The organism is Solibacillus cecembensis (assembly GCF_050272495.1).
Classification (GTDB): Bacteria; Bacillota; Bacilli; order Bacillales_A; family Planococcaceae; genus Solibacillus; species Solibacillus cecembensis.
On the sequence record NZ_JBNNMF010000032.1, the window covers coordinates 1 to 26,243 of the forward strand.

The window sequence follows — 26,243 nt, forward strand, 5'->3', positions numbered from 1 at the left end:
ACACCCGTTCCCATACCGAACACGGAAGTTAAGCTCTTTAGCGCCGATGGTAGTTGGGGGCTTCCCCCTGTGAGAGTAGGACATCGCTTCGCACAAATAAAAAGGACTCAAAGCATAATGCTTTGAGTCCTTTTTTTAGTATCAAAAAGTATAAATTTCATGAGAAAATAAAGAAAATATAAAGTTTGAAAATTCATAAAGGTCACCTGTTATATTGATGATAGGAGGAATAAAGATGCTACAGCAAATATTATTAGTAGAAGATGACTACGAAATAGCAAGAATTATAAAAGATACACTTAATAAAGAAGGTTATCACGTTAATTTGGCAACAACAGGATTAGAAGGATTATATGATTTTAAACAAACCTGTTTTGATTTAGTGCTAGTGGACTGGATGATGCCAGAAATGGATGGTCTTACATTAATTGAACATATACGTCTAGAAAGTGATGTGCCCATTATTATGATTAGCGCACGCAATACAGATGCTGATAAAGTACAAGGTTTGCAAGGAGCCGATGATTATTTAGCCAAACCATTTTCATTAGAGGAATTGAAAGCGCGTGTTAGCTCGCAATTACGTAGATGGCAAAGATACAATAAAGTTCAACAAGTTGCAGAAATGGATGTCTATGCATGTGGATTAAAAATCAACTGGGCAACGGATATAGCAGAGTTGAATGATACTGATTTAACGTTGACACAAAAGGAGTTTGCACTTCTGAAAATATTAGCTCAAAATGCAGGACAAATATTTACAAAAGAGCAATTGTATCTTCATGTGTGGCAACAATCAAGCTTTATGGATACGAACACTGTGACAGTCCATATTAAATCTTTACGAGAAAAGTTGCAGGACTCTGTGAAAACACCGCATTTCATTCAAACGGTCTGGGGAAAAGGCTATCGCTTTATTGGTGAGATTTTATGAAAATAAAAACGTGGTTACTGCTCACGTATTTACTCGTAATGCTATTACCTTTAGCTGGGGTGTATGGACTTTATTTATCGATTAATAATTATTATCAAGATAAGCAAGTTTCGGAGTATTTTGAAAAGCGTTCAACACTCAACAAAATAAAGAAGGTTGTTAGTCAATATGAACTGTATGAGCGTGAGGCAAATTTTACTGAATTAGAGGCACTTGTATCAAATGAAGTACAAATTTCGCTTTATGGAGGTAATGGACAAATTTTTTATACATCGAATCCGATGAATACTCAGATTGGAAATTTTGAAGATAAAAAGATATTGTATCAAGGATTATATGAATTTAAACAAAATTATCGTACCTTTACATATAAAGAACCTATTTATGTGAAGGGGAAAATCGTAGGTATTTATGAGGTTGTCTTACTGCGCACAGAATGGATCGAACAGGTAAATACGCAAATCTATTTAGTTGTAGGTGGTATTGTCTTACTGCTTGTAGTGATCTATGGGGGAATTATTTACTTTTTAAACCGCCGATTAAATCGTCCAGTGAAAGAGCTTATACTTCAAATGAAGGCATTTGCTAAAGGAGAAAAAGTCCCGTCAACATTGCATGAAAAGAAGGATGAGCTAGGTGAACTGGCGTGGAATTTTTTTGTGATGCAGCAGGAAATTGAACTGGCCCGGAAGCAAATTCAAGAAGAACAAGGACAAAAGGAATTTATAATTGCGAGTCTATCACATGATTTAAAAACACCACTCACATCAATCCAAGCATATACAGAAGGATTGAAAAGCGGGCAGCTATCAAATGAAGAACAACAGGACTATTTAGATGTCATATTAACTAAATCAGATTTCATGAAGCAAATGTTAGACGATTTGATGATGTACACACTGTTGCAATCGCCTTCTTATGAAATGCATTTAGTAGAAGTAGAAGGTGACGAGTATTTTGACATGCTGTTGTCTGATTATGAGCAAGTAAGTAAAGATAAGGGATTCACAGTAAGTACGTTCATACAAGTAGAGGGTATGTATGAGGTGAATCCAAAGCAGTTGATGAGAGTTGCAGATAATTTGTTAACAAATGCTTGGCGATATACGGAATCGGCTGGTCGAATCGAAATTACGGCCTTTGAGCCACCTATAATACCAGCCCATTGTAAAGAATGGGTAAAGTCTCATTTAACAAAACAAGAAGGCTTATATATGATTGTCCAAAATAGCGGAAAAGGAATTCCCGCGGAACATTGTCAGCAATTATTTAAACCGTTGTATCAAATAGATCAAGCGCGTAGTCAAAATGGACAGCGAGGAGCAGGATTGGGATTAAGCATCGCACAGCAAATACTGGAGAAGCATGGTGGGGATGTAATAGTTACATCACATGAAAATGAAGGAACAGCTATTATTTGTTGGTTACCAAGAAAGGGGGAATAAACGCATGAAAAAATTAATTTATGCAAGCATATTAATGGCCGGGCTATTGTTAGGTGCTTGTAGTGAGGAAACGAGCAATTTATCGCCTCAAGAAATATTAGATCAGGCGGTACAGGATACAACGACGTTACAAACGTATTACGGTGAGTATGTAATGGATATGGGCGACGAACAACCTATGACGATTAAAGAATGGGTAAAGGATGGCAAGCGTCGTATAGAAACCCAAGGCAGTAATAATGAGTATTTTATTACCGTAAATGATGGACAGAAAATAATGATGCTCGATGTGAATGAAAACATTGTACATCAATATGATATTTCAAATGAAGCAGCAGGTTTCACATCGCCAACATTAAAGGAACAAGCTTCAATCTTACTAAACATAGTAGAGGACACACATGATATTAAAATTGCTGGTAAAGAAAAAATTGCTGGGCGTAACACCTATCACATTGTAGCAACAACAAAAGAAAAAAGTTTGATTGGCGATTTAGAAATTTGGGTGGATAAAGAAAATTGGATGGTCCTAAAATCAATTTCTAATAGTGCAAGTATAGAGATGGTGTCGGAATATAAAGTAATTGAGCTATCACCAACAATAGAGGATGAATTATTTGTGCTGGAAGTTCCAGAAGGGGCTGTAGTGGAACAGCTAGATACGGAGATTACGTTTGAACAGGTAGAGCTAGAGCAGGTAATTGAAAAGCTCGGGACATTTTTAGTATTTACGGATGATGATTTGGTACTTGAAACGATTCAGGATTATGGTTCTAAAAATCGCTCAGAATATGCGTTTAATTATAGTAAGGGTGGCGAGAAGTGGCTGACATTAACTATACTTCCTAGCGCACAAATAGATAATGAAGCATCGTTAGCTGAAGAGAAGGTAACAGTGCGTAATGTCGAAGGGGAACAAATGGAGATGGGCAACTTCCGATTAATCCAATGGGCGGAAAATAACGTAACATACAATGTTATGATTGAGCACCCAGATGCTACATTTGAGGAAGTTTACGCTTATATTGAAAGTATGGAGCTTGTACAATAAGAAAAAGGCGTGTTTGTCATTTTATAAATGATAAATGCGTTTTTTTTTATTATGTCTATTTCTTGTTCTTTAGTTGAGCGCTAGGGAAAAATAAATAATCGCATGTTATAGTAAGAAAATAAAGAGTGTTGAAAGGAATGAGTCAAATTGTCTAAAAAACAGATTTGGTATGAAGTACAAGAAAACGAAACAATTGAGCAATGTTTGGAAAGAATGAACAAAGATGGATATATGCCATTCGGGCGCAAAGAAGAACCAGTGTTTCATCTAGTAGATGGTGAACCGACTTATTTACGTCAAAAAATTATGTTTAAAGGCATTTTAAGTGAATAATTTATAACACGTTACTAAAATCCGAACATTATCGTCGACTTAATTTATAACGTTCGCATTTTATCGTTGCTTTTCTTGTGAACCCTTGTTAAAATAACTAAAGGAAAAACATTAAACCCACATATATGCTAGATAATATGGCTCTAGCGTTTCTACCCGAAACCTAAAAATTCGGACTATGAGGGAAAGCAACTTTTGGAAAAATAAGCAAAGGGTGTGTCTTCTAATGAAGTTATGTACAGATCCTTTCATCTTTAGGTCCTCAAGTGATTTGCTTTCTTTCAAATAGAGAGTAGATTATTTGGGGACCTTTTTTCAGTCGATTACTGAATAAAGTAGGTTGTTTTAAAGGAGAGCAGAATGATGAATCCAAAAATTGGTGTTATTATGGGCAGTTCTAGTGACTGGGAAACAATGAAACATGCATGTGACATTTTAGATGAATTAGCAGTTCCTTATGAAAAGCAAGTTGTATCAGCACATCGTACGCCAGACTTAATGTTTGAGTATGCAGAAGCAGCTCGCGGACGCGGTATTCAAGTTATTATTGCAGGTGCGGGTGGTGCAGCACATTTACCAGGTATGGTCGCTGCAAAAACGACATTACCTGTTATCGGAGTTCCTGTACAATCTCGTGCGTTAAATGGACTTGATTCATTACTATCAATTGTTCAAATGCCAGGTGGTGTACCGGTAGCGACAGTAGCAATCGGTAAAGCAGGTGCAACGAATGCAGGTTTACTTGCAGCACAAATTTTAGGAGCAACGAATCAAGAACTAGCAAACAAGCTAGATGCTCGCCGTGAAGCAACGAAGGCACAAGTTTTAGAAAGCACAGGTGACCTAGTGTGACGAAGATGATCTATCCTGGGCAAACAATCGGCATTATTGGTGGTGGTCAGCTTGGTCGAATGATGGCCGTTGCTGCAAAAGAGGCAGGCTATAAAATTGCTGTCCTAGAGCCTACAATGGATTCACCATGTGGACAAGTTGCAGATATTTGTATCGTAGCACCATATGATGATGAAGCCGCATTAGAAGAATTATCAGAAGTAAGTGATGTGATTACTTACGAATTTGAAAATATTGATTATGAAGGTTTAAAGCGCTTAATGGAAATTGCTTACGTTCCTCAAGGGGCTGAGTTAGTTCGCATTACGCAAAATCGTGTAACAGAAAAAGCAGCGATTGTCGAAGCTGGTTGTCCAGTAGCACCTTATGTCGTAGCAGATACTTACGAGCAATTATGTGAGTCAATTAATCAAATTGGTTTCCCTTGCATCGTAAAAACAGCTCGTGGTGGCTATGATGGTAAAGGACAGCAACTGTTAAAAGGTTCAGAAGATTTGCCATTAGCAAAAAGTTTATTTGAGCATTCTCAATGTATTGCAGAAGGTTTTGTACCATTTACAAAAGAAATTTCAGTCATTGTTCAACGCAACGGGCATGGCGAAACATACTGCTTACCAGTTGGAGAGAATATTCATGTAAATCATATTTTGCACGAAACAATCGTACCAGCTCGTATTTCAAATGAGACAGCGGCATTAGCAGAAGAGGCAGCGATGAAAATTGCGGATCACTTGAAGCTTGTTGGGACGTTAGCGGTTGAACTGTTTGTATTAGAAGATGGCAACATTGTGATTAATGAATGTGCACCACGACCACATAATTCGGGTCATTACTCAATGGAAGCATGTAATATTTCACAATTCACACAGCATATTCGTGCTGTATGCGGATGGCCATTACGTAAACCAAGATTATGGGCACCATCGATTATGGTAAATGTACTCGGGCAACATGTTGTAGCATTAACGAACTCGATTTCAAAATATCCTGATTGGTCTGTTCACCTTTACGGAAAAGCAGAAGCAAAAGTAAATCGTAAAATGGGTCATGTCACAATTATGACTGATGATTTGGATCTAACATTACAACAAATTGAGGACTCTGGCATTTGGTCTGAGTAGTAAAAGCTTTGGCGGAATACGTCATGGGAAACAGTTTAACACTAAAGGAAGTGAACGTCTTTTATGACAAGGCTCTGCATGTAAATGAAGTGCTGCGTCCAAACTTTACTGCAATTAGTGTGACAATTGTTACTTTAAATATAGAAGTATACGAAATTAATATATAAACTTGGAGGCAATCAAACATGAAAAAAGTTAAAATTTACGTTACATTACGCGAAAGCATTTTAGATCCACAAGGTTCAGCGGTAAAAGGTTCTTTAACACAAATCGGTTATGAAGAAGTTCAAGATTTACGTATCGGTAAATATTTAGAATTAACAATTGGTGATACAGATCGTGATATCGACACAATCGTAAAAGAAATGTGTGAAAAAGTGTTAACGAATGTTGTTATTGAAGATTATCGCTTTGAGATTGAGGAGGCAAACTAATCATGAAATTCGCAGTAATCGTGTTCCCTGGATCGAACTGTGACATCGATATGTATCACGCGATCAAAGATGAACTAGGTGAAGAAGTAGAGTACGTTTGGCATACTGAAACAGATTTAAGCCAATTTGATGGCGTGTTAATTCCTGGTGGTTTCTCTTACGGTGACTATTTACGTTGTGGTGCAATGGCCAACCAATCAAACATTATGGCTGAAGTAAAAAAAGCAGCAGCAGCAGGCAAGCCGGTATTAGGCGTATGTAATGGATTCCAAATTTTAACGGAAGCTGGATTGTTACCAGGCGCACTTTTACGTAACAGAGACTTAAAATTCATGTGTCGCACAGTGCAACTGAAAGTAGAAAACAACAATACATTATTCACGAACCACTATGAAGCGGGTCAAGTAATCAATATTCCAATCGCACATGGTGAAGGTAACTACTATTGTGATGAAGAAACATTAGCGAAATTACAAGCGAACAACCAAATTGTATTCACTTATTCAGGTGACAATCCAAACGGTTCATTAGAAGACATCGCAGGTATTGTGAACGAGCAAGGAAACGTACTAGGTATGATGCCTCACCCAGAGCGTGCAGTAGACGAATTAGTAGGCGGCGCAGATGGTCTTGAATTATTTAAATCAATTGTTAAGCAGTGGAGGGAAAATCATGTCAACAACTAACTTTGAGCCAACAGCAGAGCAAATTAAAGAGCAGAAGCTTTATACTCAAATGGGTATGCCAGATGAAGAGTTTGCGATGGTAGAAGGAATTTTAGGTCGCCTACCAAACTGGACAGAAACAGGTCTATTCTCGGTAATGTGGTCTGAGCACTGTTCTTACAAAAACTCGAAACCAGTATTACGCAAGTTCCCAACAACAGGTCCTCAAGTATTACAAGGACCAGGTGAGGGCGCAGGTATTGTTGATATCGGTGATGATCAAGCGGTTGTATTTAAAATGGAATCACATAACCACCCTTCAGCAATTGAGCCTTACCAAGGTGCAGCAACAGGTGTTGGCGGTATTTTACGTGATGTATTCTCAATGGGTGCACGCCCAATCGCAATGTTAAATTCATTACGTTTTGGTGAGTTAAAAACAGCGCGCGGTAAATATTTATTTGAAGAAGTTGTAGCAGGTATCGCAGGTTACGGTAACTGTATCGGGGTTCCAACAGTAGGTGGCGAAATTCAGTTCGACCCTTGCTATGAAGGCAACCCACTTGTAAATGCAATGTGTGTTGGTTTAATCGACCATAAAGATATCCAAAAAGGTGTTGCAGCAGGTATAGGTAACACAGTAATGTACGTTGGGGCAAAAACAGGTCGTGATGGTATTCATGGTGCAACATTCTCATCTGAGGAGTTATCAGAGGATTCAGAGGAAAGCCGTTCAGCAGTACAAGTTGGTGACCCATTCATGGAGAAACTTCTTCTTGAAGCATGTTTAGAAGTTGTAAAATCTGACGCATTAGTTGGTATTCAAGACATGGGTGCTGCAGGTCTTACATCATCTTCAGCAGAAATGGCTTCTAAAGCAGGTACTGGTGTGGAAATGAACTTAGACTTAATTCCACAACGTGAAACAGGTATGTCAGCTTACGAAATGATGCTTTCAGAATCTCAAGAGCGTATGTTACTTGTTGTAAAAGCAGGTCGTGAAGAAGACATTAAAACAATCTTTGAAAAATACGATTTAGACGCAGTAGCAGTTGGTCGCGTAACAGATGACAAACAATTACGTTTAATTCATAACGGTGTTGTAGTAGCGGACGTTCCTGCTGATGCACTTGCAGAAGAGGCGCCAGTTTATCACAAACCATCTGCTGAACCAGCTTACTTTGCTGAGTTCCAAGCAATTGAAAATGCAGAGCCAGTAATTGAAGGCTTTAAAGATACATTATCTGCTCTATTACAAGCGCCAACAATTGCTTCTAAAGAGTGGGTTTATGACCAATATGATCACCAAGTACGTACAAGCACAGTAGTAGCACCTGGTTCAGATGCAGCGGTTATTCGTGTACGTGGTACAAATAAAGGTTTAGCGATGACAACTGACTGTAACTCTCGCTATATTTACTTAGATCCAGAAACAGGCGGGAAAATTGCTGTGGCGGAAGCAGCACGTAACATCGTATGTTCAGGTGCTGAGCCATTAGCAATTACAGACTGCTTAAACTTTGGCAATCCAGAAAAACCAGAAATCTTCTGGCAAATCGAAAAGTCTGCTGACGGTATCGCAGCGGCATGTACAGCATTATCTGCACCAGTAATCGGTGGTAACGTATCACTTTACAATGAGCGTTCTGGAGAAGCTGTTTACCCTACACCAACAATTGGTATGGTCGGTTTAATTACAGATTTAGCACATACGACAACACAAGAAGTGAAAGCAGCCGGTGACGTTGTTTATGCAATCGGTGAAACAACAACTGAATTTGGTGGCTCTGAATTACAAAAGCTATTAAATAATGGCAAGATTTCAGGGAAAGCTCCTGCGATTGATTTAGATGTAGAAGTAGCGCGTCAAAAAGCAATTTTAGAAGCAATTCGTGCAGGATTCGTTCAATCAGCGCATGACGTTTCTGAAGGTGGCGTAGCGGTTGCATTAGCAGAAAAAACATTCAGTGCAAAAGACTTAGGTATTGATGTAACATTAGCAGGTTCTGCGGTAACAGCATTATTCTCAGAATCACAATCTCGTTTCATCTTAACGGTAAAAGAAGAAAATGCAGCGGCATTCGAAAAAATCGTTACAGATGCAGCGAAAATCGGTGTCGTAACAGCAGATGCACTTGTTAAAATCAGCGGTGACCAAGGCATGCTTATTGAAGGTACTGTGGAGGAATTCCGTTCTAGTTGGAAAGGGGCAATCCCATGCTTGCTGAAATCAGAGGCTTAAACGAAGAATGTGGAGTATTCGGTATATGGGGGCATAATGATCCGGCTCAAATTAGTTACTACGGATTGCATGCGCTACAACACCGTGGGCAGGAAGGTGCAGGTATTGTCGTTACTGACGGCAATAACCTGCGCGCTGTAAAAGGTGAAGGCCTTGTAAACGATGTGTTCAATGAAGGCAAGCTAAGCAAAGTAAAAGGCAAAGCAGCTATTGCACATGTACGTTATTCAACGCAAGGAAATGGTGGTCTTGAAAATGTTCAACCATTACTTTTCCATTCATCTACTGGCAGTTTATCGATTGCGCATAACGGGAATTTAGTAAATGCGAATCATTTAAAGCAATATTTAGAGCGTGCAGGTAGCATCTTTCACTCTACTTCAGATTCAGAAGTACTTGCACATTTAATCAAAAAATCATCTCATTCACCATTCCGTGAAAAAGTGAAAAATGCGTTATCTTTATTAAAAGGGGCATTTACATTTTTAATCATGACAGAAGATGTGATGATGGTAGCGCGTGATGTGAACGGTTTACGTCCACTATCAATTGGCAAATTGGGAGATGGCTGGGTAGCCGCTTCAGAAACATGTGCATTTGATTTAATCGGTGCAGAATATGTGCGTGATGTAGAACCTGGAGAGCTTGTAATCATTACGGATAAAGGCATTGAATCAGATATGTTTGCTGATCCAGCGAACCGTGCAATGTGTGCGATGGAATATGTCTACTTAGCGCGTCCTGACTCAGATATTGATGGCATTAATGTGCATATGGCCCGTAAACGTATGGGAAAAACTTTAGCAAAAGAATGTGCCCATATTGAAGCGGATGTAGTAACAGGTGTGCCCGATTCTAGTATTTCAGCAGCGATTGGTTTTGCCGAAGCAAGTGGCATTCCATATGAGCTTGGATTAATTAAAAATCGTTATGTTGGTCGTACATTTATTCAACCTACACAAGAACTGCGTGAGCGCGGAGTAAAAATGAAATTATCACCTGTTATTCAGGTTGTAAAAGATAAACGCGTCGTGATGGTGGATGATTCAATCGTTCGTGGTACTACTTCAAAACGTATCGTTAAAATGTTAAAAGATGCAGGTGCAAAAGAGGTGCATGTTGTTATTTCATCTCCTCCAATGGTTGATCCATGCTTCTACGGTATTGATACGTCAACACATGAACAATTAATCGCTGCTAGTCACAACGTAGAAGAAATGCGTGAAGCAATCGGTGCAGATACATTAACATTTTTATCTGAAGAGGGAATGGTAGAAGCAATTGCTCGTCCATTCGAAGATGAAAGTCGTGGCCTTTGTCTCGCATGCTTCAACGGGAAATATCCAACAGAAATTTTCCCAGACACAGTGTTACCACATGAAAAAGATTGTTAAGCGGTTTAACTTGATTTAGCAGGGGTTAACCCCCTGCTGAATCAAATTAAAGCCCCGGCGGATGTCACAGATTTTTAGAGGGATTTTTCGAGCAAGCTTGAAAAAATCTGGACGCAATTACGCTAAAGCGTAATTGATTTAAGGAGGAGCAAGTACATTATGTCAAAAGCATATGAACAAGCAGGCGTAAATATTGAAGCAGGTTATGAAGCAGTAAAGCGTATGAAATCACACGTTGAACGTACAAATCGATTAGGTGTGATGGGGACATTTGGTGGCTTCGGCGGAATGTTCGATTTGTCTGCATTAAACTTAAAAGAACCGGTTCTAATTTCAGGTACAGACGGTGTTGGTACGAAATTAAAGCTTGCCTTTATGGTAGACAAACACGATACAATTGGCGTGGATTGTGTAGCAATGTGTGTCAATGATATCGTTGCTCAAGGCGCAGAGCCATTATACTTCCTTGACTATGTTGCGGTAGGTAAAGCAGTGCCTGAAAAAATCGAGCAAATCGTAAAAGGTGTAGCAGACGGCTGTGTGCAATCTGGTGCAGCACTTATCGGCGGCGAAACAGCAGAAATGCCAGGCCTTTATGAAGAAGATGAGTATGATTTAGCTGGATTTGCAGTAGGTGCTTGTGAAAAATCCGATATCGTGACAGGTGAAAAGATTGTAGAAGGTGACGTACTAATTGGTCTTGCTTCAAGTGGCGTTCACTCTAACGGTTATTCTTTAGTTCGTAAAGTTATTTTTACAGATAATGATTGTGCAGTAGATGCAATTGTAGATGGCTATGAAGACCTTGGTCCTATTGGCGAAGCACTTTTAGTCCCTACAAAGCTTTACGCAAAACCAGTATTAGCAGCTTTAAAAGCAGCAGACGTTCATGGTTGTGCACACGTAACAGGTGGCGGTTTTTATGAAAACTTACCACGCATGATGCCAGAAGGTTTAGCAACAGAAATTGACTTAGGTTCTTGGCCGTCATTACGTATCTTTGACTTCTTAAAAGAAAAAGGTGCTTTAGCAGACAAGGATTTATATAATGTTTTCAACATGGGAATCGGCTTTGTTATGGCTGTTCCTGCAAGTGAAGTGGAAAAAGTAATCGCAGCAACTGAAGCAAATGGCGAAAAAGCATACACAATTGGTCGCGTAGTAAAAGGTGAAGGTGTTATTTTCAACGGTGAGCATGACGGGAGTTTAGTGTAATGGTAGCCAAAATCGCAGTATTTGCTTCAGGCAGTGGCAGTAACTTTCAAGCAATTGCCGAAAGCATTGAGCGCGGCGAATTAACAGCAAACATAGGGCTTGTTATTACAGACAAGCCAGGTGCTTTCGTCGTAACGCGTGCCGAAAAGATGGGCATTCCGGCTTTGGAATTAGCACCAAAAACGTTTGAATCCAAGGTCGCTTACGAAGAGAAAATTATTGAAGTGTTACAAGAAAACAATATTGAATGGGTTATTTTAGCGGGGTACATGCGTCTTGTTGGTGAGACATTATTATCCGCGTATGAAAATCGTATCATAAATATTCACCCATCTTTACTCCCATCATTTCCAGGCAAAGATGCGATTGGACAAGCGATGGCGCATGGTGTGAAAATTACGGGTGTAACAGTACATTATGTAGATGCCGGTATGGATACAGGGAAAATTATTGCACAAGGCACTGTCGACGTTGTAGAAGACGACCGCGCTGCAACAGAATCTAGTATTCATAAACTAGAACATGAACTGTACACAAATACATTACAGCAGTTATTCAAAAACTAAAAAATCGCTTGAGTCGCTCCTGTGAGGGCATGTGCTCACCGAAAAGAATATTGAAATTAATTGGAGGACCTAATCGTGACTAAACGCGCACTTATTAGTGTTTCAGATAAAAGTGGTATTTTAGAATTTGCAAAAGAATTAGTAGCTCTTGGCTATGAAGTATTATCAACTGGTGGTACAAAACAATTACTTCACGATAACAATGTACCCGTAACAGCAGTAGATGAAGTAACAAAATTCCCGGAAATTTTAGATGGCCGTGTGAAAACATTAAATCCAATGATTCACGGTGGTCTTTTAGGGAAATTTGACGAGCCAAGCCATGTTGCACAAATGGAAGAGCATGGTATCGAACCAATCGAAATTGTATGTGTAAACCTTTACCCATTCGTTGAAACAATTTCTAAGCCAAATGTTTCTTGGGATGACGCGATTGAAAACATCGATATCGGTGGTCCAACAATGCTACGTTCTGCAGCAAAAAATCACGCTTACGTAACAGTGATCGTGGATGCAAATGACTATGCCGCTGTTTTAGAAGAGCTAAAAGCAGATAACAAAACGACATTAGAAACACGTCGTCGTTTAGCAGCGAAAGTATTCCGTCATACAGCTGCATATGATTCATATATTTCAAATCATTTATCCAATGCGATTGGTGAAGAGTTCCCAGAAAACATGACGTTAACATATGAGTTGAAACAAACGTTACGTTACGGTGAAAACCCACACCAAAAAGCAGCATTTTATGCAAAACGTTTAGGCTCGGACTTCTCAATTGCCTATGCGAATCAAATACACGGAAAAGAATTATCTTACAATAACATCCAAGATGCAAACGCTGCATTACAAATTGTAAAAGAATTCGAAATGCCAGCAGCAGTTGCTGTGAAGCATATGAACCCATGTGGTGTTGGTACAGGTGTGACAATTGAAGAAGCATTCAACAAAGCATACGAAGCAGATCCAACATCTATTTTCGGTGGCATTATCGCGCTAAATATGGAAGTAGATGCTGCGACAGCAACGAAATTAAGCGAAATTTTTTTAGAAATTATTATCGCGCCTTCATTCACAGAAGAAGCGCTTGAAATTTTAACGAAAAAGAAAAATATCCGCTTAATGACAATTGACTTTGCACAAGCGAAGCAAGATCAATTTAATGTAGTATCTGTAGAAGGTGGCTTACTCGTTCAAGAGCCAGACCGCTATGGATTTAACGAAGCAGATATTAAAGTCGTAACGGACCGCGAACCAACTGAAGCTGAGTGGAATGCATTAAAACTTGGCTGGGCAGTTGTGAAGCACGTAAAATCAAATGCAATCGTAGTAACAGACGATCAAATGACATTAGGCGTTGGTGCTGGTCAAATGAACCGTGTTGGTGCAGCGAAGATTGCCTTTGAGCAAGCAGGAGAAAAAGCAAACGGTGCAGCACTTGCATCAGATGCATTCTTCCCAATGGGTGACACAGTTGAAGCAGCTGCTAAAGCTGGAATTAAAGCAATCATTCAACCAGGTGGCTCGATTAAAGATCAAGAATCAATCGAAGCAGCAAATAAATACGGTATTGCAATGGTATTCACTGGGGTTCGTCATTTCAAACATTAAAAAAGAGTACTTTGCTAGAAAATGTAGCACTATGTATAGTATAATAGAATAATGTTTCACTAATGCTCTGGCCGGGCATTAGCAGAAGCGTTTGCAAATGCTTTTTTCACTATTCTTTCTGGCCGGAAAAATGGTGAAGAAAACCGAATGGATGATCCTGGCCGGGTCCTTCGTTCAATAAATTGTTTACGCACATCCACTTTGGTCGGGGGATGTGCGTAACAACTCTTATTAATAAGGGAGACAATACTATTCTGGTCGGATAGCATTGTCTCTACTTAATTAATAAAAACGCTCGCCTGTTTTTGGCGGGCGTTTTTTTCTACTATACACAACATACATATTGCTTAAAAGATTTATAATTCAAAGGAGAGAATAAAATGAACATACTTGTAATCGGTAGTGGTGGTCGTGAACATGCGATTGCGAAACAATTTAATAATGCCCCTTCAGTACAGAAGGTTTTTGTTGCACCAGGTAATGATGGGATGAAAAATGATGCTGAAATCATCGCAATTGATGCATCTAATTTTGCGGAGTTAGCGGACTTTGCAAAGGAAAATAATATCGCTTTAACATTTGTCGGTCCAGAACAGCCATTAGCTGAAGGAATTGTAGATTATTTTAATGAGCAAGGCTTAGTCATTTTCGGACCAACGAAAGCAGCTGCACAAATTGAAGGCTCAAAATCGTATGCGAAAGATATTATGAACAAATATAATATACCAACTGCTGCACATGAAACGTTTACGGAAGCTGATAAAGCTGTAGCGTACATTAAAGAACAAGGCGCACCAATCGTTATTAAAGCAGATGGACTTGCAGCAGGTAAAGGTGTAATTGTTGCAATGACAGAAGCAGAAGCAATTGTAGCGGTAGAGGATATGATTGGTAACCAACGTTTTGGTGACTCTTCATCTCGCGTCGTAATTGAAGAATTTCTTGATGGGGAAGAGTTTAGCTTCATGTCATTTGTTCATAAAGGACAAATTTATCCAATGGTTATTGCACAAGATCATAAACGTGCTTATGACGGCGACCGTGGACCGAATACAGGTGGTATGGGAGCATATTCTCCAGTACCTCAAATTTCAGAGGACATTGTTAAGGTTGCATATGACACAGTTGTTGAACCAACAGTAAAGGCAATGGAAGCAGAAGGTGTATCATTCACAGGTATTTTATATGCTGGTTTAATTTTGACGAAAAAAGGTCCGAAAGTAATCGAGTTCAATGCGCGTTTTGGTGACCCAGAAACACAGGTCGTTTTACCACGTATGGCATCTGATTTTGGTGAGTTTATGCTTGCATTAATGAACGAAGAGCCATTCGATTTACAATGGAAAGAAGAAGCCATTTTAGGTGTTGTCGTAGCGGCAGATGGCTATCCTGGAGATGTAGAAAAAGGCAATGCACTACCTAATTTAAGCGATTTAGCACTTCCGGTTTATCACGCAGGTACAAAACTTGTAGATGGTCAATTTGTCGGAAATGGCGGTCGTGTCATTTTAGTTGCTGCGGAAGCGGAAGATTTAAAAGAAGCGCAAGAAAAGGTATATGCTGAGCTTGCCAAAAAAGAATGGCCGAACTTCTTCTTCCGTCAAGATATCGGTTGGAGAACGTTTGAATAATTGAATGTCCATTTTAAGCTGAAGCTTTGCTAAATATGCTTCGAAAAGTACGGTAGGGATATGCTACCGTACTTTTTGAATTGTAATTTTTTTCTATAATACTTTGCTTTATGAAAGTGCTATGATACGATAAAAATAGGTTCGAAAAGGAAATATTTCAACTATTTCCACTAAATAGAGTATTTTTAATTGATAAAATTTCGATAATTGAGAGGAGCGTTTTATTGTGTCTGAAGTCAAATGGAGAATTAAGGATATTCGTGAACAAGTGAGTATTATTGATGGGAAAGTAGCTCCTAATATCGTGCTGCAAAATGCAAAATACTTGCACAGCATATTTAAGCAATGGTTGACAGGGAATATTTGGATTTCCGGTGATCGCATTGTGTATGTTGGAAAGGAAATGCCGACCAATTTAGATGGGACAGATATCATTGATATGACAGGTAAAACGGTTGTACCTGGTTATATTGAGCCGCATGTGCATCCGTTCCAACTGTATAATCCATATAGCTTTGCGCAGTTTTGTGCACAATCGGGTACAACGACATTTATTTCAGATAATATGACGCTTGTTTCTTTACTAGATAATAAGAAAGCGTTTTCTTTGATGGATAACCTAAGTCAATTGCCATATTCATTTTATTGGTGGGCAAGATTTGATTCGCAAACAGAGCTTGAGAATGAAGGGGAACTCTATTCGAATGCCTCGGTATGTGAATGGTTGGAGCGTCCAGAAGTAGTTTTAGGCGGTGAATTGACGGGCTGGCCACGTTTAACACGCGGTGATGATCAAATGCTGTATTGGATTCAAGCAGCGAATCATAAAGGGAAGAAAGTTGAAGGGCATTTCCCAGGAGCATCGGATAAAACATTGGCGAAAATGCGTTTATTTGGCGTTGATGGAGACCATGAGGCAATGACAATTGAAGATGTAGAGGCACGTATTTTACATGGTTATGCGGTGACATTGCGTTATTCTTCAATTCGTCCTGATTTACCACAGCTTTTAAAGGGCGTTGTCGAGCGCGGTTACCCGATTTTTGACCACTTAATGATGACGACAGACGGTTCAACGCCGAGCTTCCATCAAGATGGTGTTATTGATAAATGTATTCGTGCTGCACTTGAAGCAGGAGTGAGCCCAATTGACGCGTATAATATGGCATCTTACAATGTTGCGCGCTATTATGATATGTCTAATTTACATGGAATTATTGCAACGGGGCGTTATGCAAATATTAATATATTATCAGATGAAAATTCACCAACTCCTGAAGCGGTTCTTTCAAAAGGGGTTTGGTTGAAGCGTGACAATGTAGATCTACAAGCATTCCCAGCAGTGGACTTATCGGCTTTAGAGAAATTGACGATTGACTTTGATTTAACGGACGCAGATTTCCAATTTTCAATGCCAATCGGAATTGAGATGGTAAATGACGTCATCACAAAACCATATAGCATCACGACGCAAGGACAACAGATATTATCAACTGACCATGATGAAAGCTATTTAATGTTGGTCGATCGTAATGGGGCATGGCGCATTAATACAATGCTGAAAGGTTTTGCAACACACGTAAAGGGCTTTGCTTCTTCCTATTCAAATACAGGCGATATTATTTTAATTGGAAAAAGTATGGAGGATATGAAGTGTGCTTTTCAGGAGTTAAAGAAAATGAATGGTGGCATTGTATTAGTGGAGGATAGACAAATTGTCACGTCTTTACCGTTAGCTTATTCGGGCTCATTTTTTGATGGAACAGTGGAAGAAGTTATTCAATTAGAACTCGATTTAAAAGCGGCTTTAAAGGAACGTGGTTATCACTATACGGATGCCATTTATACATTATTATTTTTACAATCAACGCATTTACCTTATATCCGTATTACACCAAGAGGAATTTTCGATGTCATGAAAAATACGGTTATGCTACCGTCCGTTATGCGTTAACTTATTTCAGCATAATATCCTCCCTCATCTATAAGGGGGGATATTATGCCGAGGTGTAATTGATTCAAATAGGGGGAGAATAAAATGAGGAAGCGCGGCTTTTTTATTGCAGCGATTTTAAGTACAGCAGTTATTGCAGGTTGTTCAGATAAAGAACAGGTGGAGCAACCAGAAATTGAAGAACAAGAAGAGGTATTAGTTGCAGATGCGGAAGAGGAAGAGGCATTGCCATTTGTTGCACCGTTTACAGGTGAGCCTATTGCCGAGGAAATAACGCAACGTCCGATTATTGCGACGATTAATAATCATCCATTAGCACGTCCGCAATCGGGTTTAGCGCAGGCTGATGTCGTTTATGAAATGCTTGCTGAAGGTGATGTGACGAGATTTTTAGCGTTGTATCAGTCGCAAATTCCAGAATCCATTGGCCCAATCCGAAGTGCGCGTTCTTACTTTATCGATATTGCGAAAGGTTTAGATGCATTTTATTTAGCGCATGGCTATAGTCCAGAGGCCAAATCGATGCTAGATAAGAGAGTGGTTGAGGGACTGAATGGGATGCAATATGATGGCATTTATTTCAATCGTTCTTCTGAGCGAAGAGCACCACATAATTCTTATATTTCAGGTGAAAATGTAGTTGCAGGCGCAGAAAAGATAGGCGCTTCACTACTTTATCAGAAAAAAGTATCTTATCCTTTTTATGAAGGCGAAGATAGTGTTAAAATAGGAACACAGGCTAGTGAGGTAGCGATAAACTACAGTACGAATGGGAAATTTAATAGCCAGTATGTATTTGATTCAGAAACAAATCGCTATGCTAGATTTTCTGCAAATGTCCAAACCGTAGATTATGTAACACAGCAGCCAATCGAATTAGCGAACGTTTTATTTTTTGAGATGCCACATCAAATTATTGATAACGAAGGTAGACGCGCAATCAATATTAAAGGTGGGGGCAACGCATATGTATTCCAGGGTGGAATGATGCGTGAAGTAAAATGGAAAAATGCAGAGAGTTTTTTAATCGCCATTGAAGAAGATGGATCTGAAGTGAAGCTAGTGCCAGGGCAAACATGGGTTCATTTTGTACCGACGTCTCCAGGACTCGCGTCATCTGTTACATATGCACAATAAGAGAGGAATGGGGGAATTTTATGCAAATCGAAAAGATTCGTGGTCATCAAACCGAGCAGTTATTTAAAGCGGTCCTTGAATTAAAGGATATTGAAGAATGCTATAAGTTTTTTGATGATTTATGCACAATTAGTGAAATCCAATCATTAGCACAACGTTTTGAGGTGGCGCATTTACTACGTTTAAAGAAAACGTATGAGACGATCAAAAAAGAAACGGGTGCTTCAACAGCAACGATTTCACGTGTTCGCCGCTGCTTTGATTACGGAAACGATACGTATGATGAAATGCTAGGACGCTTGTATCCTGATGAGAAACCATTTGAACCAAAGTAAGGTTGAATGGAGCTTAAATTAAAGTGTGTAAAAAGACTGGGCATTTTATTTGCTCAGTCTTTTAATATTTCTAGAAACTTCGCTATACTTGTAGATGGGATAACTAGATTCAGCAGAATTCTCCTACTTCTATAAAGTGGAGGATGAATGCCAAATATGCAATTCTATTCAGGAGGGTTTCTAACCCTGGCTGAAATAGAGGAACTCAGCCTAAGTGCGCCGCGTCATGCGGCAACGCCTGAGTGACCAACATCGTGTTGGCCCAAGCCCCGGCGGATGTCACAGATTTTTAGGGGAGTTTTTCGAGCGATCTCGAAAAAAAATCTGGACGCAATTACGCCGAGGCGTAATTGATCCATAAAACTATGAATGAACAGGTGGATATAAAAATGGAATATTTAAATTGGCGACATGTATTTAAATTAGACCCTGCTAAGGGAATTTCTGATGAAGCACTGGAGCAAATTTGTGAATCAGGAACGGATGTTATTTTAGTTGGGGGCACGGATGATGTCACATTAGATGGGGTATTAGACCTTTTAGTTCGTGTGCGTCGTTTTTCAGTGCCGGTTGCATTAGAAATTTCAAATTTGGAAAGTGTTACACCAGGTTATGATTATTACTTTATTCCGTCTGTATTAAATAGTACGGAAACACGATGGGTAAAAGATTTACATCATGAAGCCATTAAGGAATACGGTGATATTTTAATTTGGGAAGAGCTTGTTGCAGAAGGGTATGTTGTGCTAAATCCGGATTGTAAAGTTGCACAACTGACAAATGCAAAAACAGATTTAACGGTGGAAGATGTTGTGGCCTATGCGCGCATGGCGGAGAATTTGTTTAAACTGCCAATTTTTTATTTAGAATATAGCGGAACTTATGGCGATACTGAAGTGGTAAGCGCGGTTGGTGAAGTATTAAATGAGACGAAGCTTTTTTATGGTGGCGGCATTACTTCACCTGAGCAGGCGAAAGAAATGGCAGCCTTTGCAGATACAGTCATTGTCGGTAATATTGTATACAATGATTTAAAAACAGCGTTAAAAACAGTACAAGCAGTGAAAAAAGTAGTGAAATGATATACAATAGGAACAAACGTTCTTTTGGATTGGATGGTGTAGTATGGATCATATTGCAAACAGTTTAGTAACAGGCATGAATCCACAGCAGGCAGAAGCAGTAAAAGCAACAGAAGGACCGCTACTAATAATGGCAGGTGCAGGTTCAGGAAAGACCCGTGTGTTAACGCATCGCATTGCCTATTTAGTTGTTGAGCGGCAAGTATATCCTTCGAAAATTTTAGCGATTACATTTACAAATAAAGCGGCACGTGAAATGCGTGACCGAATTGATGGCATCTTGGGCAATGGCACAACAGATGGCATGTGGGTATCGACATTCCACTCGATGTGCGTGCGAATTTTACGTCGCAATATTGATCGTATTGGTTATACGAAGAGCTTTTCTATTTTAGATAGTTCGGACCAGTTGACGGTTATCAAAAATATTTTAAAGCAGGATAATATTGACCCGAAACAATACGATCCACGTGCAATTTTGAATACGATTAGCTCAGCGAAAAACGAATGTATTACGGTTTCGGAATTCGAAGCGAATCAAAATCCTCATAATCCATTTGAAAAGATTGTAGCGCAGGTTTACAGGGGCTATCAAAAGCGTTTGCATCAAAATCAAAGTCTCGATTTTGATGATTTAATCATGCTGACAATTCGTTTATTTGAGCAGGCACCAGATGTGCTTGAATTTTATCAAAATAAATTCCAATATATTCACGTGGATGAGTATCAGGATACAAATAAAACCCAATATTTACTAGTTCAAATGCTCGCGAAGAAATTCCGTAATATTTGTGTTGTTGGGGATTCGGATCAGTCCATTTATCGTTGGCGTGGCGCGGATATTACGAATATTTTATCGTTTGAAAAGGATTATAAAGATGCCAAAGTCATTATGTTAGAGCAAAATTATCGCTCAACAAAACGCATATTACAGGCAGCAAATAGTGTCATTGAAAAGAATAAAAATCGCTATAAAAAAGTATTGCGTACAGACAATACCGAGGGCGAAAAAATACAACTTTACAAAGCTGGCAATGAGCAGGATGAAGCGCAGTATGTCGTTCGAACAATCCAAAAGCTGATGAAGGATGAAGACTATAAGCTCAATGATTTCGCCATACTTTATCGTACAAATGCGCAGTCACGCGTAATTGAAGATGTGCTTGTCAAATCGAATATGAACTATCAAATTGTTGGCGGAACAAAATTCTATGACCGTAAAGAAATTAAAGATTTACTCGCGTATTTACGTTTAATTTCAAACAATAATGACGATTTATCACTTGCACGCATTATTAATGAACCAAAACGAGCGATTGGTGCGACGTCCTTTGATAAGATGCTCCAATATGCAATCGAGCAAGACCGTTCGATTTTTGATGCGATGAGTGAGCTAGTTTTTATGGGATTAACAGGGAAGGCATCTGCATCAGCGGAGCAATTTTACAATATGATTCGTTCATTGACCGAGCGCCAAAATGATTTGTCCGTGACGGAGCTTGTGGAAGAAGTCATCGAAAAATCAGGCTACCGCAAAATGCTAGAAGCGGAAAAATCAATTGAAGCCGAAAGCAGACTTGAAAACATTCAGGAATTTTTAACGGTTACACAGGCATTTGAAAAACGCAGTGAAGATCAATCGCTTGTTGCCTTTTTAACGGATCTGGCATTAGTTGCAGATATTGATTCTTTAGATGAAGAAGAGAAAGCAAAAGGTACGATTATTTTAATGACGATGCATGCTGCAAAAGGTCTGGAATTCCCAGTTGTATTCATTATTGGTATGGAGGAAAACATCTTCCCACATTCTCGTTCATTAGAAAGTGAAGAGGAAATGGCTGAGGAGAGAAGGTTGATGTATGTCGGCGCGACGCGTGCGGAACAGCGACTATACTTAACATGTGCAGGCTCGCGAACAATTTTTGGACGTACTGGTTATAATGCTCCCTCTCGTTTCTTGCGTGAAATTGATGAAGAGGTAATTGAGCAAGTTTCCAAGTCTGGTGGTGCTTCTTACCGCGATACATCACTACCATTTACATCGAATCGCTATGACCGTATGTCGACAAACCGTTCATTAGGTGCTGTTCAAAATCCAGCATCACAAACATCAAGACTTGCAAACACAGGTGGCAGTCAGTTTGATTGGAAAATTGGAGATAAAGCCGCCCATGGAAAATGGGGGACTGGTATGGTCGTTAGTGTGAAAGGTGAAGGTGACGGCATGGAATTGGATATTGCCTTCCCAGCACCGACAGGTATTAAACGCTTATTAGCAAAATTTGCACCTATTCAAAAAGCTTAGGAGGATATAAAAATGAATGAAATTGAACAAAGAATCGCTGAGCTGGGTAAGCTTCTTCATGACTACGGTTATGCTTATTATGTGCAAGACAAGCCGTTAGTAGCGGATAGTGTATACGATCAATTATTGCATGAATTAATCGCACTTGAAGAAGCAAATCCACAATTCATTTATCCTGATTCTCCAACGCAACGTGTCGGTGGAGCAGTTGTTGAAGGCTTCCAAAAAGTGACGCATCAAACAGCGATGCTTAGTCTTTCCAATGCATTTAATGAAGGAGACTTACGTGATTTTGACCGGAAAATCCGTCAAGCAATAGGCGATAACTTTTCATATGTGTGTGAGCTGAAAATCGATGGCTTAGCTATTTCACTACGCTATGATAACGGTGTATTTGTGCAAGGCGCAACACGTGGAGATGGCTCTGTTGGTGAGGATATTACGATGAACTTAAAGACAATTCGCGCCATTCCACTACGCATAAAGGAACCTTTAACGATGGAAGTACGCGGGGAAGCGTATATGCCGAAAAAATCGTTTGAAAAGCTCAATGAATTGCGTCGTGAAAAAGAGGAAGAACAATTTGCCAATCCACGTAATGCAGCAGCAGGATCACTTCGTCAATTGGACCCGAAAATAGCAGCAAGTCGTAATTTATCAACGTTTATTTATTCGATTGGCGGAGATGGCGAGGCGTTTGGCATCGAAGGGCATGGTGAAATGCTCGATTATTTAGAGCGTCTTGGCTTCCCGTCAAATAAAGAAAGACAAGCATGTGCAACAATTGAAGAGGTTTTAGCGTTTATAGAGAAGTGGACAGAAGCACGTCCAAATTTACCATATGAAATTGATGGTATCGTTATTAAAGTGAATTCATTTGCGCAACAGGATGAACTTGGTTTTACAGCAAAGTCACCACGTTGGGCCATTGCATATAAATTCCCTGCGGAAGAAGTCGTTACAACGCTTGTAGATATCGAGCTGACGGTAGGGCGTACAGGCGTCATTACACCAACTGCGCTATTAACACCTGTTCTTGTTGCAGGAACAACGGTGAGTCGTGCATCTCTTCATAATGAAGATTTAATTCGTGAAAAGGATATTCGCATTAATGACACGGTAATTGTCAGAAAAGCAGGGGACATTATTCCGCAAATTGTTGGTGTTGTGCTTGAGCAACGCCCAGATGATGCAATTCCATATACGATGCCAACGCATTGTCCTGCATGTGATGAAGAAGTTGTTCGAATTGAAAGTGATGTGGCATTGCGCTGCATTAACCCGTTATGCCCTGCGCAAATTGCAGAAGGTGTGAAGCATTTTGTGTCACGTAACGCGATGAATATTGATGGCTTAGGTGAAAAAGTGGTCGAGCAGCTATTGCGTGAAGGCTCGATTAAAGATGTGGCCGATCTCTATTTATTAACAGTTGAAATGTTGATCGACCTTGAACGGATGGGGCAAAAATCCGCAACAAATTTAGTCGCAGCAATCGAAAAATCAAAGGGTAATTCATTAGAAAAGCTATTATTTGGTTTAGGCATTCGTCATGTAGGGGAAAAGGCAGCCAAAATACTAGCACAGCATTTTGAAGCGATTGATCCACTAATGGAAGCAACAGAGGAACAACTAACTGCGATTCATGAAATTGGTGACAAAATGGCGGAATCCATCGTTGCCTATTTTGCTAATGATCAAATTCAACTATTAATAAGTCGTTTAAAAGATGTTAATGTGAATATGAACTATACAGGTAAAAAAGTAGTCATTGAGGTCGGTGCTAATCCATTTGCCGGAAAAACGGTTGTTTTAACAGGGAAACTTCTACAATTGACACGGAATGATGCGAAGGCGAAAATAGAACAGTTAGGCGGTATTGTTGCAGGAAGTGTAAGTAAGAAAACAGATCTTGTAATCGTTGGAGAAGATGCGGGTTCTAAGCTAGAAAAAGCACAAAGCCTCGGCATTGAAATTTGGGATGAAAACCGCCTAATTGAACAATTACAATAGTGAAGGGGACTTATTCTCATGAAAAAATACCGCTTGGTGCCGGCAATCGTTGCTGCTTTACTTCTTACTGCGTGTGCACCGAAAATTACACCAGAAACAGAGCTCACTCAGGATTCTGATTCAGCAGAAGAAGTAGAGACAACGATTATCCCGAATAAGCAAATCAATGATAGTTACTATAGAACATTGATTCCATTTAAAGAAAGTGCGAGCCGTGGTTTAGTCGTTTCAAATATTTTTACAAAGTATGATATGAAAGAAGCCGAATTAGGTTTAATGCGTATTTCTCAAAATAAATTTGATACCGAAAATTATTTCTTTCAAGAGGGGCAATATTTATCTGAGGAAACGTTGAAATATTGGCTAGCTCGTCCAAATCAAACGAAAGATAAAGGGCCTGAATATCAAGGACTTAATCCATCGAGTATTGATGAAGCAACAGGGAAAGAGATGGACGCGACGATTAAAGCAACAGAGGCACCCGTTTATTTATCGCATTTGGTGGAGCAAAATTACTTAACCAAAACAGAGAATAATAAAATAACGCTTTCTGGTATTTCGATAGGCTTGGCATTAAATTCAGTGTATTACTATCAAAAAGAGCAGTATGGAGAGTTTTTTGAGCAAAAGATTCCTGAAAAAGAGCTAGAAAAAGAAGGGAAGAAAATTGCGCAAGAAGTGATTAATCGACTGCGAGCGCGTTCTGAGTTGGCGGATGTACCAATTGTTATTGCGCTATTTAAGCAAGAAGAGCGTAATTCGATTGTTCCGGGTACATATTTTGCTTATAATTCTGTTGATGCAAATCAATCGGCTCTAGGAGAGTGGGAAGATGTACAGGAGAAATATGTGAAATTCCCGATGTCCTCACCTGATAATATGTATCGTGATATGAATACGGACTTCTTAGCCTTTAAGCAAGAGGTTGATAGATATTTCTCGAACTTCACAAGTGTATTTGCAACCGGTTTTTATCAAAATAAAAATATTCAAAAGCTCGATATCGAAATCCCAATTCAATTTTATGGGACGGCTGAAATTACAGGCTTCACACAATATTTGACAGGAGTAATGCTGACTCATTTGCCGAAGGATTTATTAATTACAATCAGCATTACTTCAGTAAATGGTCCAGAAGTGTTAATCAAAAAAGAACCGAATGAAAAAGAGCCATTTATTCATATTTATGATTAACTTGATTCAGCAGAATTTCCCTATTTCTATAAGAGGAAAATTCTGCTGAAAAATTTAATTCTATTCAGTAGAGGTTCAAACCCTAACTGAATCAAGTTAATGCCCCGGCGGATGTCGCAGATTTTTTAGGGGAGTTTTTCGAGCGAGCCCGAAAAAAATCTGGACGCAATTACGCCGAGGCGTAATTGATTGGAAGCACCTAAAAAACTGAACCAACCGGTTGATTCTATTAGATCAACCGGTTGGTTTTATTACATTTTCAAAGCTAAAAAAAACACTTTAACACTTTATTACATTAATTTGGCGAAAAGTGTTTAAAACTTCGTGTCGGTTGGTGAAACTTTCGGTAAAATTGTGATTTTTACAGGGAAAAATGGTATGATTGTTGGCATGGTTAATTCGAAATTTGGAGGTGTAAGAAATGGCAAAAATATCTAAAGAAGAAGTAAAACACGTAGCGCACTTAGCTCGCCTTGCTATTACAGAAGAGGATGCAGAGAAATTTGCTGAACAACTTGGCAAAATTACAGACTTTGCAGAGCAGCTAAATGAATTAGATACAACGAACGTAGAACCAACATCACATGTTTTACCACTTGTAAACGTAATGCGTGAAGACGTAGCTAAAGAAGGCCTAGCAATTGAAAAAGTAATGCTTAATGTAAAGAGTCAAGAAGCTGGTCAAATTAAAGTACCATCAATCATGGAATAATTTAAGGAGGGACATGTCAC

At 39.3% G+C, this 26,243-nt stretch carries 23 protein-coding genes, 1 rRNA gene and 1 riboswitch; all 24 genes read left to right on the top strand.

The annotated features are described in order from the left end of the window. A 5S ribosomal RNA gene (gene rrf, locus ACQKIH_RS20270) occupies positions 1 to 92 on the top strand; the annotation flags it as partial. Positions 93 to 235: 143 nt separating this feature from the next. Next, the gene (locus tag ACQKIH_RS20275; protein ID WP_427768483.1) at positions 236 to 934 is read left to right on the top strand and encodes a response regulator transcription factor; all 699 of its coding nucleotides are present in this window, start codon (positions 236 to 238) and stop codon (positions 932 to 934) included. Beyond that, positions 931 to 2,379 carry a sensor histidine kinase gene (locus tag ACQKIH_RS20280; RefSeq protein ID WP_427768485.1) on the top strand — a complete coding sequence of 483 codons (1,449 nt, stop codon included), beginning with the start codon at positions 931 to 933 and terminating at the stop codon, positions 2,377 to 2,379. The genes ACQKIH_RS20275 and ACQKIH_RS20280 overlap by 4 nt, the downstream gene beginning before the upstream one ends. 4 nt (positions 2,380 to 2,383) lie before the next feature. Beyond that, positions 2,384 to 3,430 carry a LolA family protein gene (locus ACQKIH_RS20285; protein WP_427768486.1) on the top strand — a complete coding sequence of 349 codons (1,047 nt, stop codon included), beginning with the start codon at positions 2,384 to 2,386 and terminating at the stop codon, positions 3,428 to 3,430. Between the two features lie 147 nt (positions 3,431 to 3,577). Beyond that, positions 3,578 to 3,763 carry an NETI motif-containing protein gene (locus ACQKIH_RS20290; RefSeq protein ID WP_340788340.1) on the top strand — a complete coding sequence of 62 codons (186 nt, stop codon included), beginning with the start codon at positions 3,578 to 3,580 and terminating at the stop codon, positions 3,761 to 3,763. Between the two features lie 99 nt (positions 3,764 to 3,862). Further along, positions 3,863 to 3,962, top strand: a riboswitch (purine riboswitch). Between the two features lie 164 nt (positions 3,963 to 4,126). Continuing rightward, positions 4,127 to 4,615: a 5-(carboxyamino)imidazole ribonucleotide mutase gene (gene purE, locus ACQKIH_RS20295; protein ID WP_057984880.1), complete on the top strand. Its 489-nt coding sequence runs from the start codon at positions 4,127 to 4,129 to the stop codon at positions 4,613 to 4,615. Continuing rightward, entirely contained in the window at positions 4,612 to 5,736 is a 1,125-nt protein-coding gene (gene purK, locus ACQKIH_RS20300; RefSeq protein ID WP_427768488.1) for a 5-(carboxyamino)imidazole ribonucleotide synthase, read from the top strand. Before purE ends, purK begins: the two co-directional genes overlap by 4 nt. Positions 5,737 to 5,759: 23 nt before the next feature. After that, entirely contained in the window at positions 5,760 to 5,903 is a 144-nt protein-coding gene (locus tag ACQKIH_RS20305; RefSeq protein ID WP_427768491.1) for a hypothetical protein, read from the top strand. A gap of 18 nt (positions 5,904 to 5,921) precedes the next feature. Then, the gene (gene purS, locus ACQKIH_RS20310) at positions 5,922 to 6,170 is read left to right on the top strand and encodes a phosphoribosylformylglycinamidine synthase subunit PurS (RefSeq protein WP_057984876.1); all 249 of its coding nucleotides are present in this window, start codon (positions 5,922 to 5,924) and stop codon (positions 6,168 to 6,170) included. A gap of 2 nt (positions 6,171 to 6,172) precedes the next feature. After that, on the top strand, positions 6,173 to 6,856 hold the full coding sequence (gene purQ / locus ACQKIH_RS20315) for a phosphoribosylformylglycinamidine synthase subunit PurQ (protein ID WP_427768493.1): 684 nt from the start codon (positions 6,173 to 6,175) through the stop codon (positions 6,854 to 6,856). After that, positions 6,843 to 9,077 (top strand): phosphoribosylformylglycinamidine synthase subunit PurL, encoded by a 2,235-nt coding sequence (gene purL / locus ACQKIH_RS20320; RefSeq protein ID WP_057984871.1) that lies wholly within the window; start codon positions 6,843 to 6,845, stop codon positions 9,075 to 9,077. Before purQ ends, purL begins: the two co-directional genes overlap by 14 nt. Next, on the top strand, positions 9,053 to 10,471 hold the full coding sequence (gene purF / locus ACQKIH_RS20325) for an amidophosphoribosyltransferase (protein WP_427768495.1): 1,419 nt from the start codon (positions 9,053 to 9,055) through the stop codon (positions 10,469 to 10,471). Before purL ends, purF begins: the two co-directional genes overlap by 25 nt. A gap of 159 nt (positions 10,472 to 10,630) precedes the next feature. Beyond that, positions 10,631 to 11,686, top strand: a complete 1,056-nt coding sequence (purM, locus tag ACQKIH_RS20330) for a phosphoribosylformylglycinamidine cyclo-ligase (protein WP_057984865.1) — start codon at positions 10,631 to 10,633, stop codon at positions 11,684 to 11,686. Beyond that, entirely contained in the window at positions 11,686 to 12,252 is a 567-nt protein-coding gene (gene purN / locus ACQKIH_RS20335) for a phosphoribosylglycinamide formyltransferase (RefSeq protein ID WP_427768498.1), read from the top strand. The genes purM and purN overlap by 1 nt, the downstream gene beginning before the upstream one ends. Positions 12,253 to 12,327: 75 nt before the next feature. Next, on the top strand, positions 12,328 to 13,863 hold the full coding sequence (gene purH / locus ACQKIH_RS20340) for a bifunctional phosphoribosylaminoimidazolecarboxamide formyltransferase/IMP cyclohydrolase (RefSeq protein WP_057984861.1): 1,536 nt from the start codon (positions 12,328 to 12,330) through the stop codon (positions 13,861 to 13,863). A gap of 380 nt (positions 13,864 to 14,243) precedes the next feature. Next, on the top strand, positions 14,244 to 15,494 hold the full coding sequence (gene purD / locus ACQKIH_RS20345) for a phosphoribosylamine--glycine ligase (protein ID WP_057984859.1): 1,251 nt from the start codon (positions 14,244 to 14,246) through the stop codon (positions 15,492 to 15,494). Between the two features lie 226 nt (positions 15,495 to 15,720). Continuing rightward, positions 15,721 to 17,448, top strand: a complete 1,728-nt coding sequence (locus tag ACQKIH_RS20350; RefSeq protein ID WP_057984856.1) for an adenine deaminase C-terminal domain-containing protein — start codon at positions 15,721 to 15,723, stop codon at positions 17,446 to 17,448. An 84-nt stretch (positions 17,449 to 17,532) separates the two neighbouring features. After that, positions 17,533 to 18,585: a DUF3048 domain-containing protein gene (locus ACQKIH_RS20355; RefSeq protein WP_427768500.1), complete on the top strand. Its 1,053-nt coding sequence runs from the start codon at positions 17,533 to 17,535 to the stop codon at positions 18,583 to 18,585. A 20-nt stretch (positions 18,586 to 18,605) separates the two neighbouring features. Beyond that, positions 18,606 to 18,920, top strand: coding sequence for a YerC/YecD family TrpR-related protein (locus ACQKIH_RS20360; RefSeq protein ID WP_057984852.1), 315 nt, complete (start codon positions 18,606 to 18,608; stop codon positions 18,918 to 18,920). Positions 18,921 to 19,309: 389 nt separating this feature from the next. Further along, a complete protein-coding gene (pcrB, locus tag ACQKIH_RS20365; RefSeq protein ID WP_427768501.1) occupies positions 19,310 to 20,002 on the top strand; it encodes a heptaprenylglyceryl phosphate synthase in 693 nt (230 codons plus the stop codon). A 43-nt stretch (positions 20,003 to 20,045) separates the two neighbouring features. Then, the gene (gene pcrA, locus ACQKIH_RS20370; RefSeq protein ID WP_427768503.1) at positions 20,046 to 22,307 is read left to right on the top strand and encodes a DNA helicase PcrA; all 2,262 of its coding nucleotides are present in this window, start codon (positions 20,046 to 20,048) and stop codon (positions 22,305 to 22,307) included. Between the two features lie 12 nt (positions 22,308 to 22,319). After that, entirely contained in the window at positions 22,320 to 24,317 is a 1,998-nt protein-coding gene (gene ligA / locus ACQKIH_RS20375; protein WP_427768505.1) for an NAD-dependent DNA ligase LigA, read from the top strand. An 18-nt stretch (positions 24,318 to 24,335) separates the two neighbouring features. After that, positions 24,336 to 25,511 carry a CamS family sex pheromone protein gene (locus ACQKIH_RS20380; protein WP_427768507.1) on the top strand — a complete coding sequence of 392 codons (1,176 nt, stop codon included), beginning with the start codon at positions 24,336 to 24,338 and terminating at the stop codon, positions 25,509 to 25,511. A gap of 421 nt (positions 25,512 to 25,932) precedes the next feature. Continuing rightward, positions 25,933 to 26,223 (top strand): Asp-tRNA(Asn)/Glu-tRNA(Gln) amidotransferase subunit GatC, encoded by a 291-nt coding sequence (gene gatC, locus ACQKIH_RS20385; RefSeq protein WP_057984840.1) that lies wholly within the window; start codon positions 25,933 to 25,935, stop codon positions 26,221 to 26,223. The last annotated feature ends 20 nt before the right edge of the window (positions 26,224 to 26,243 follow it).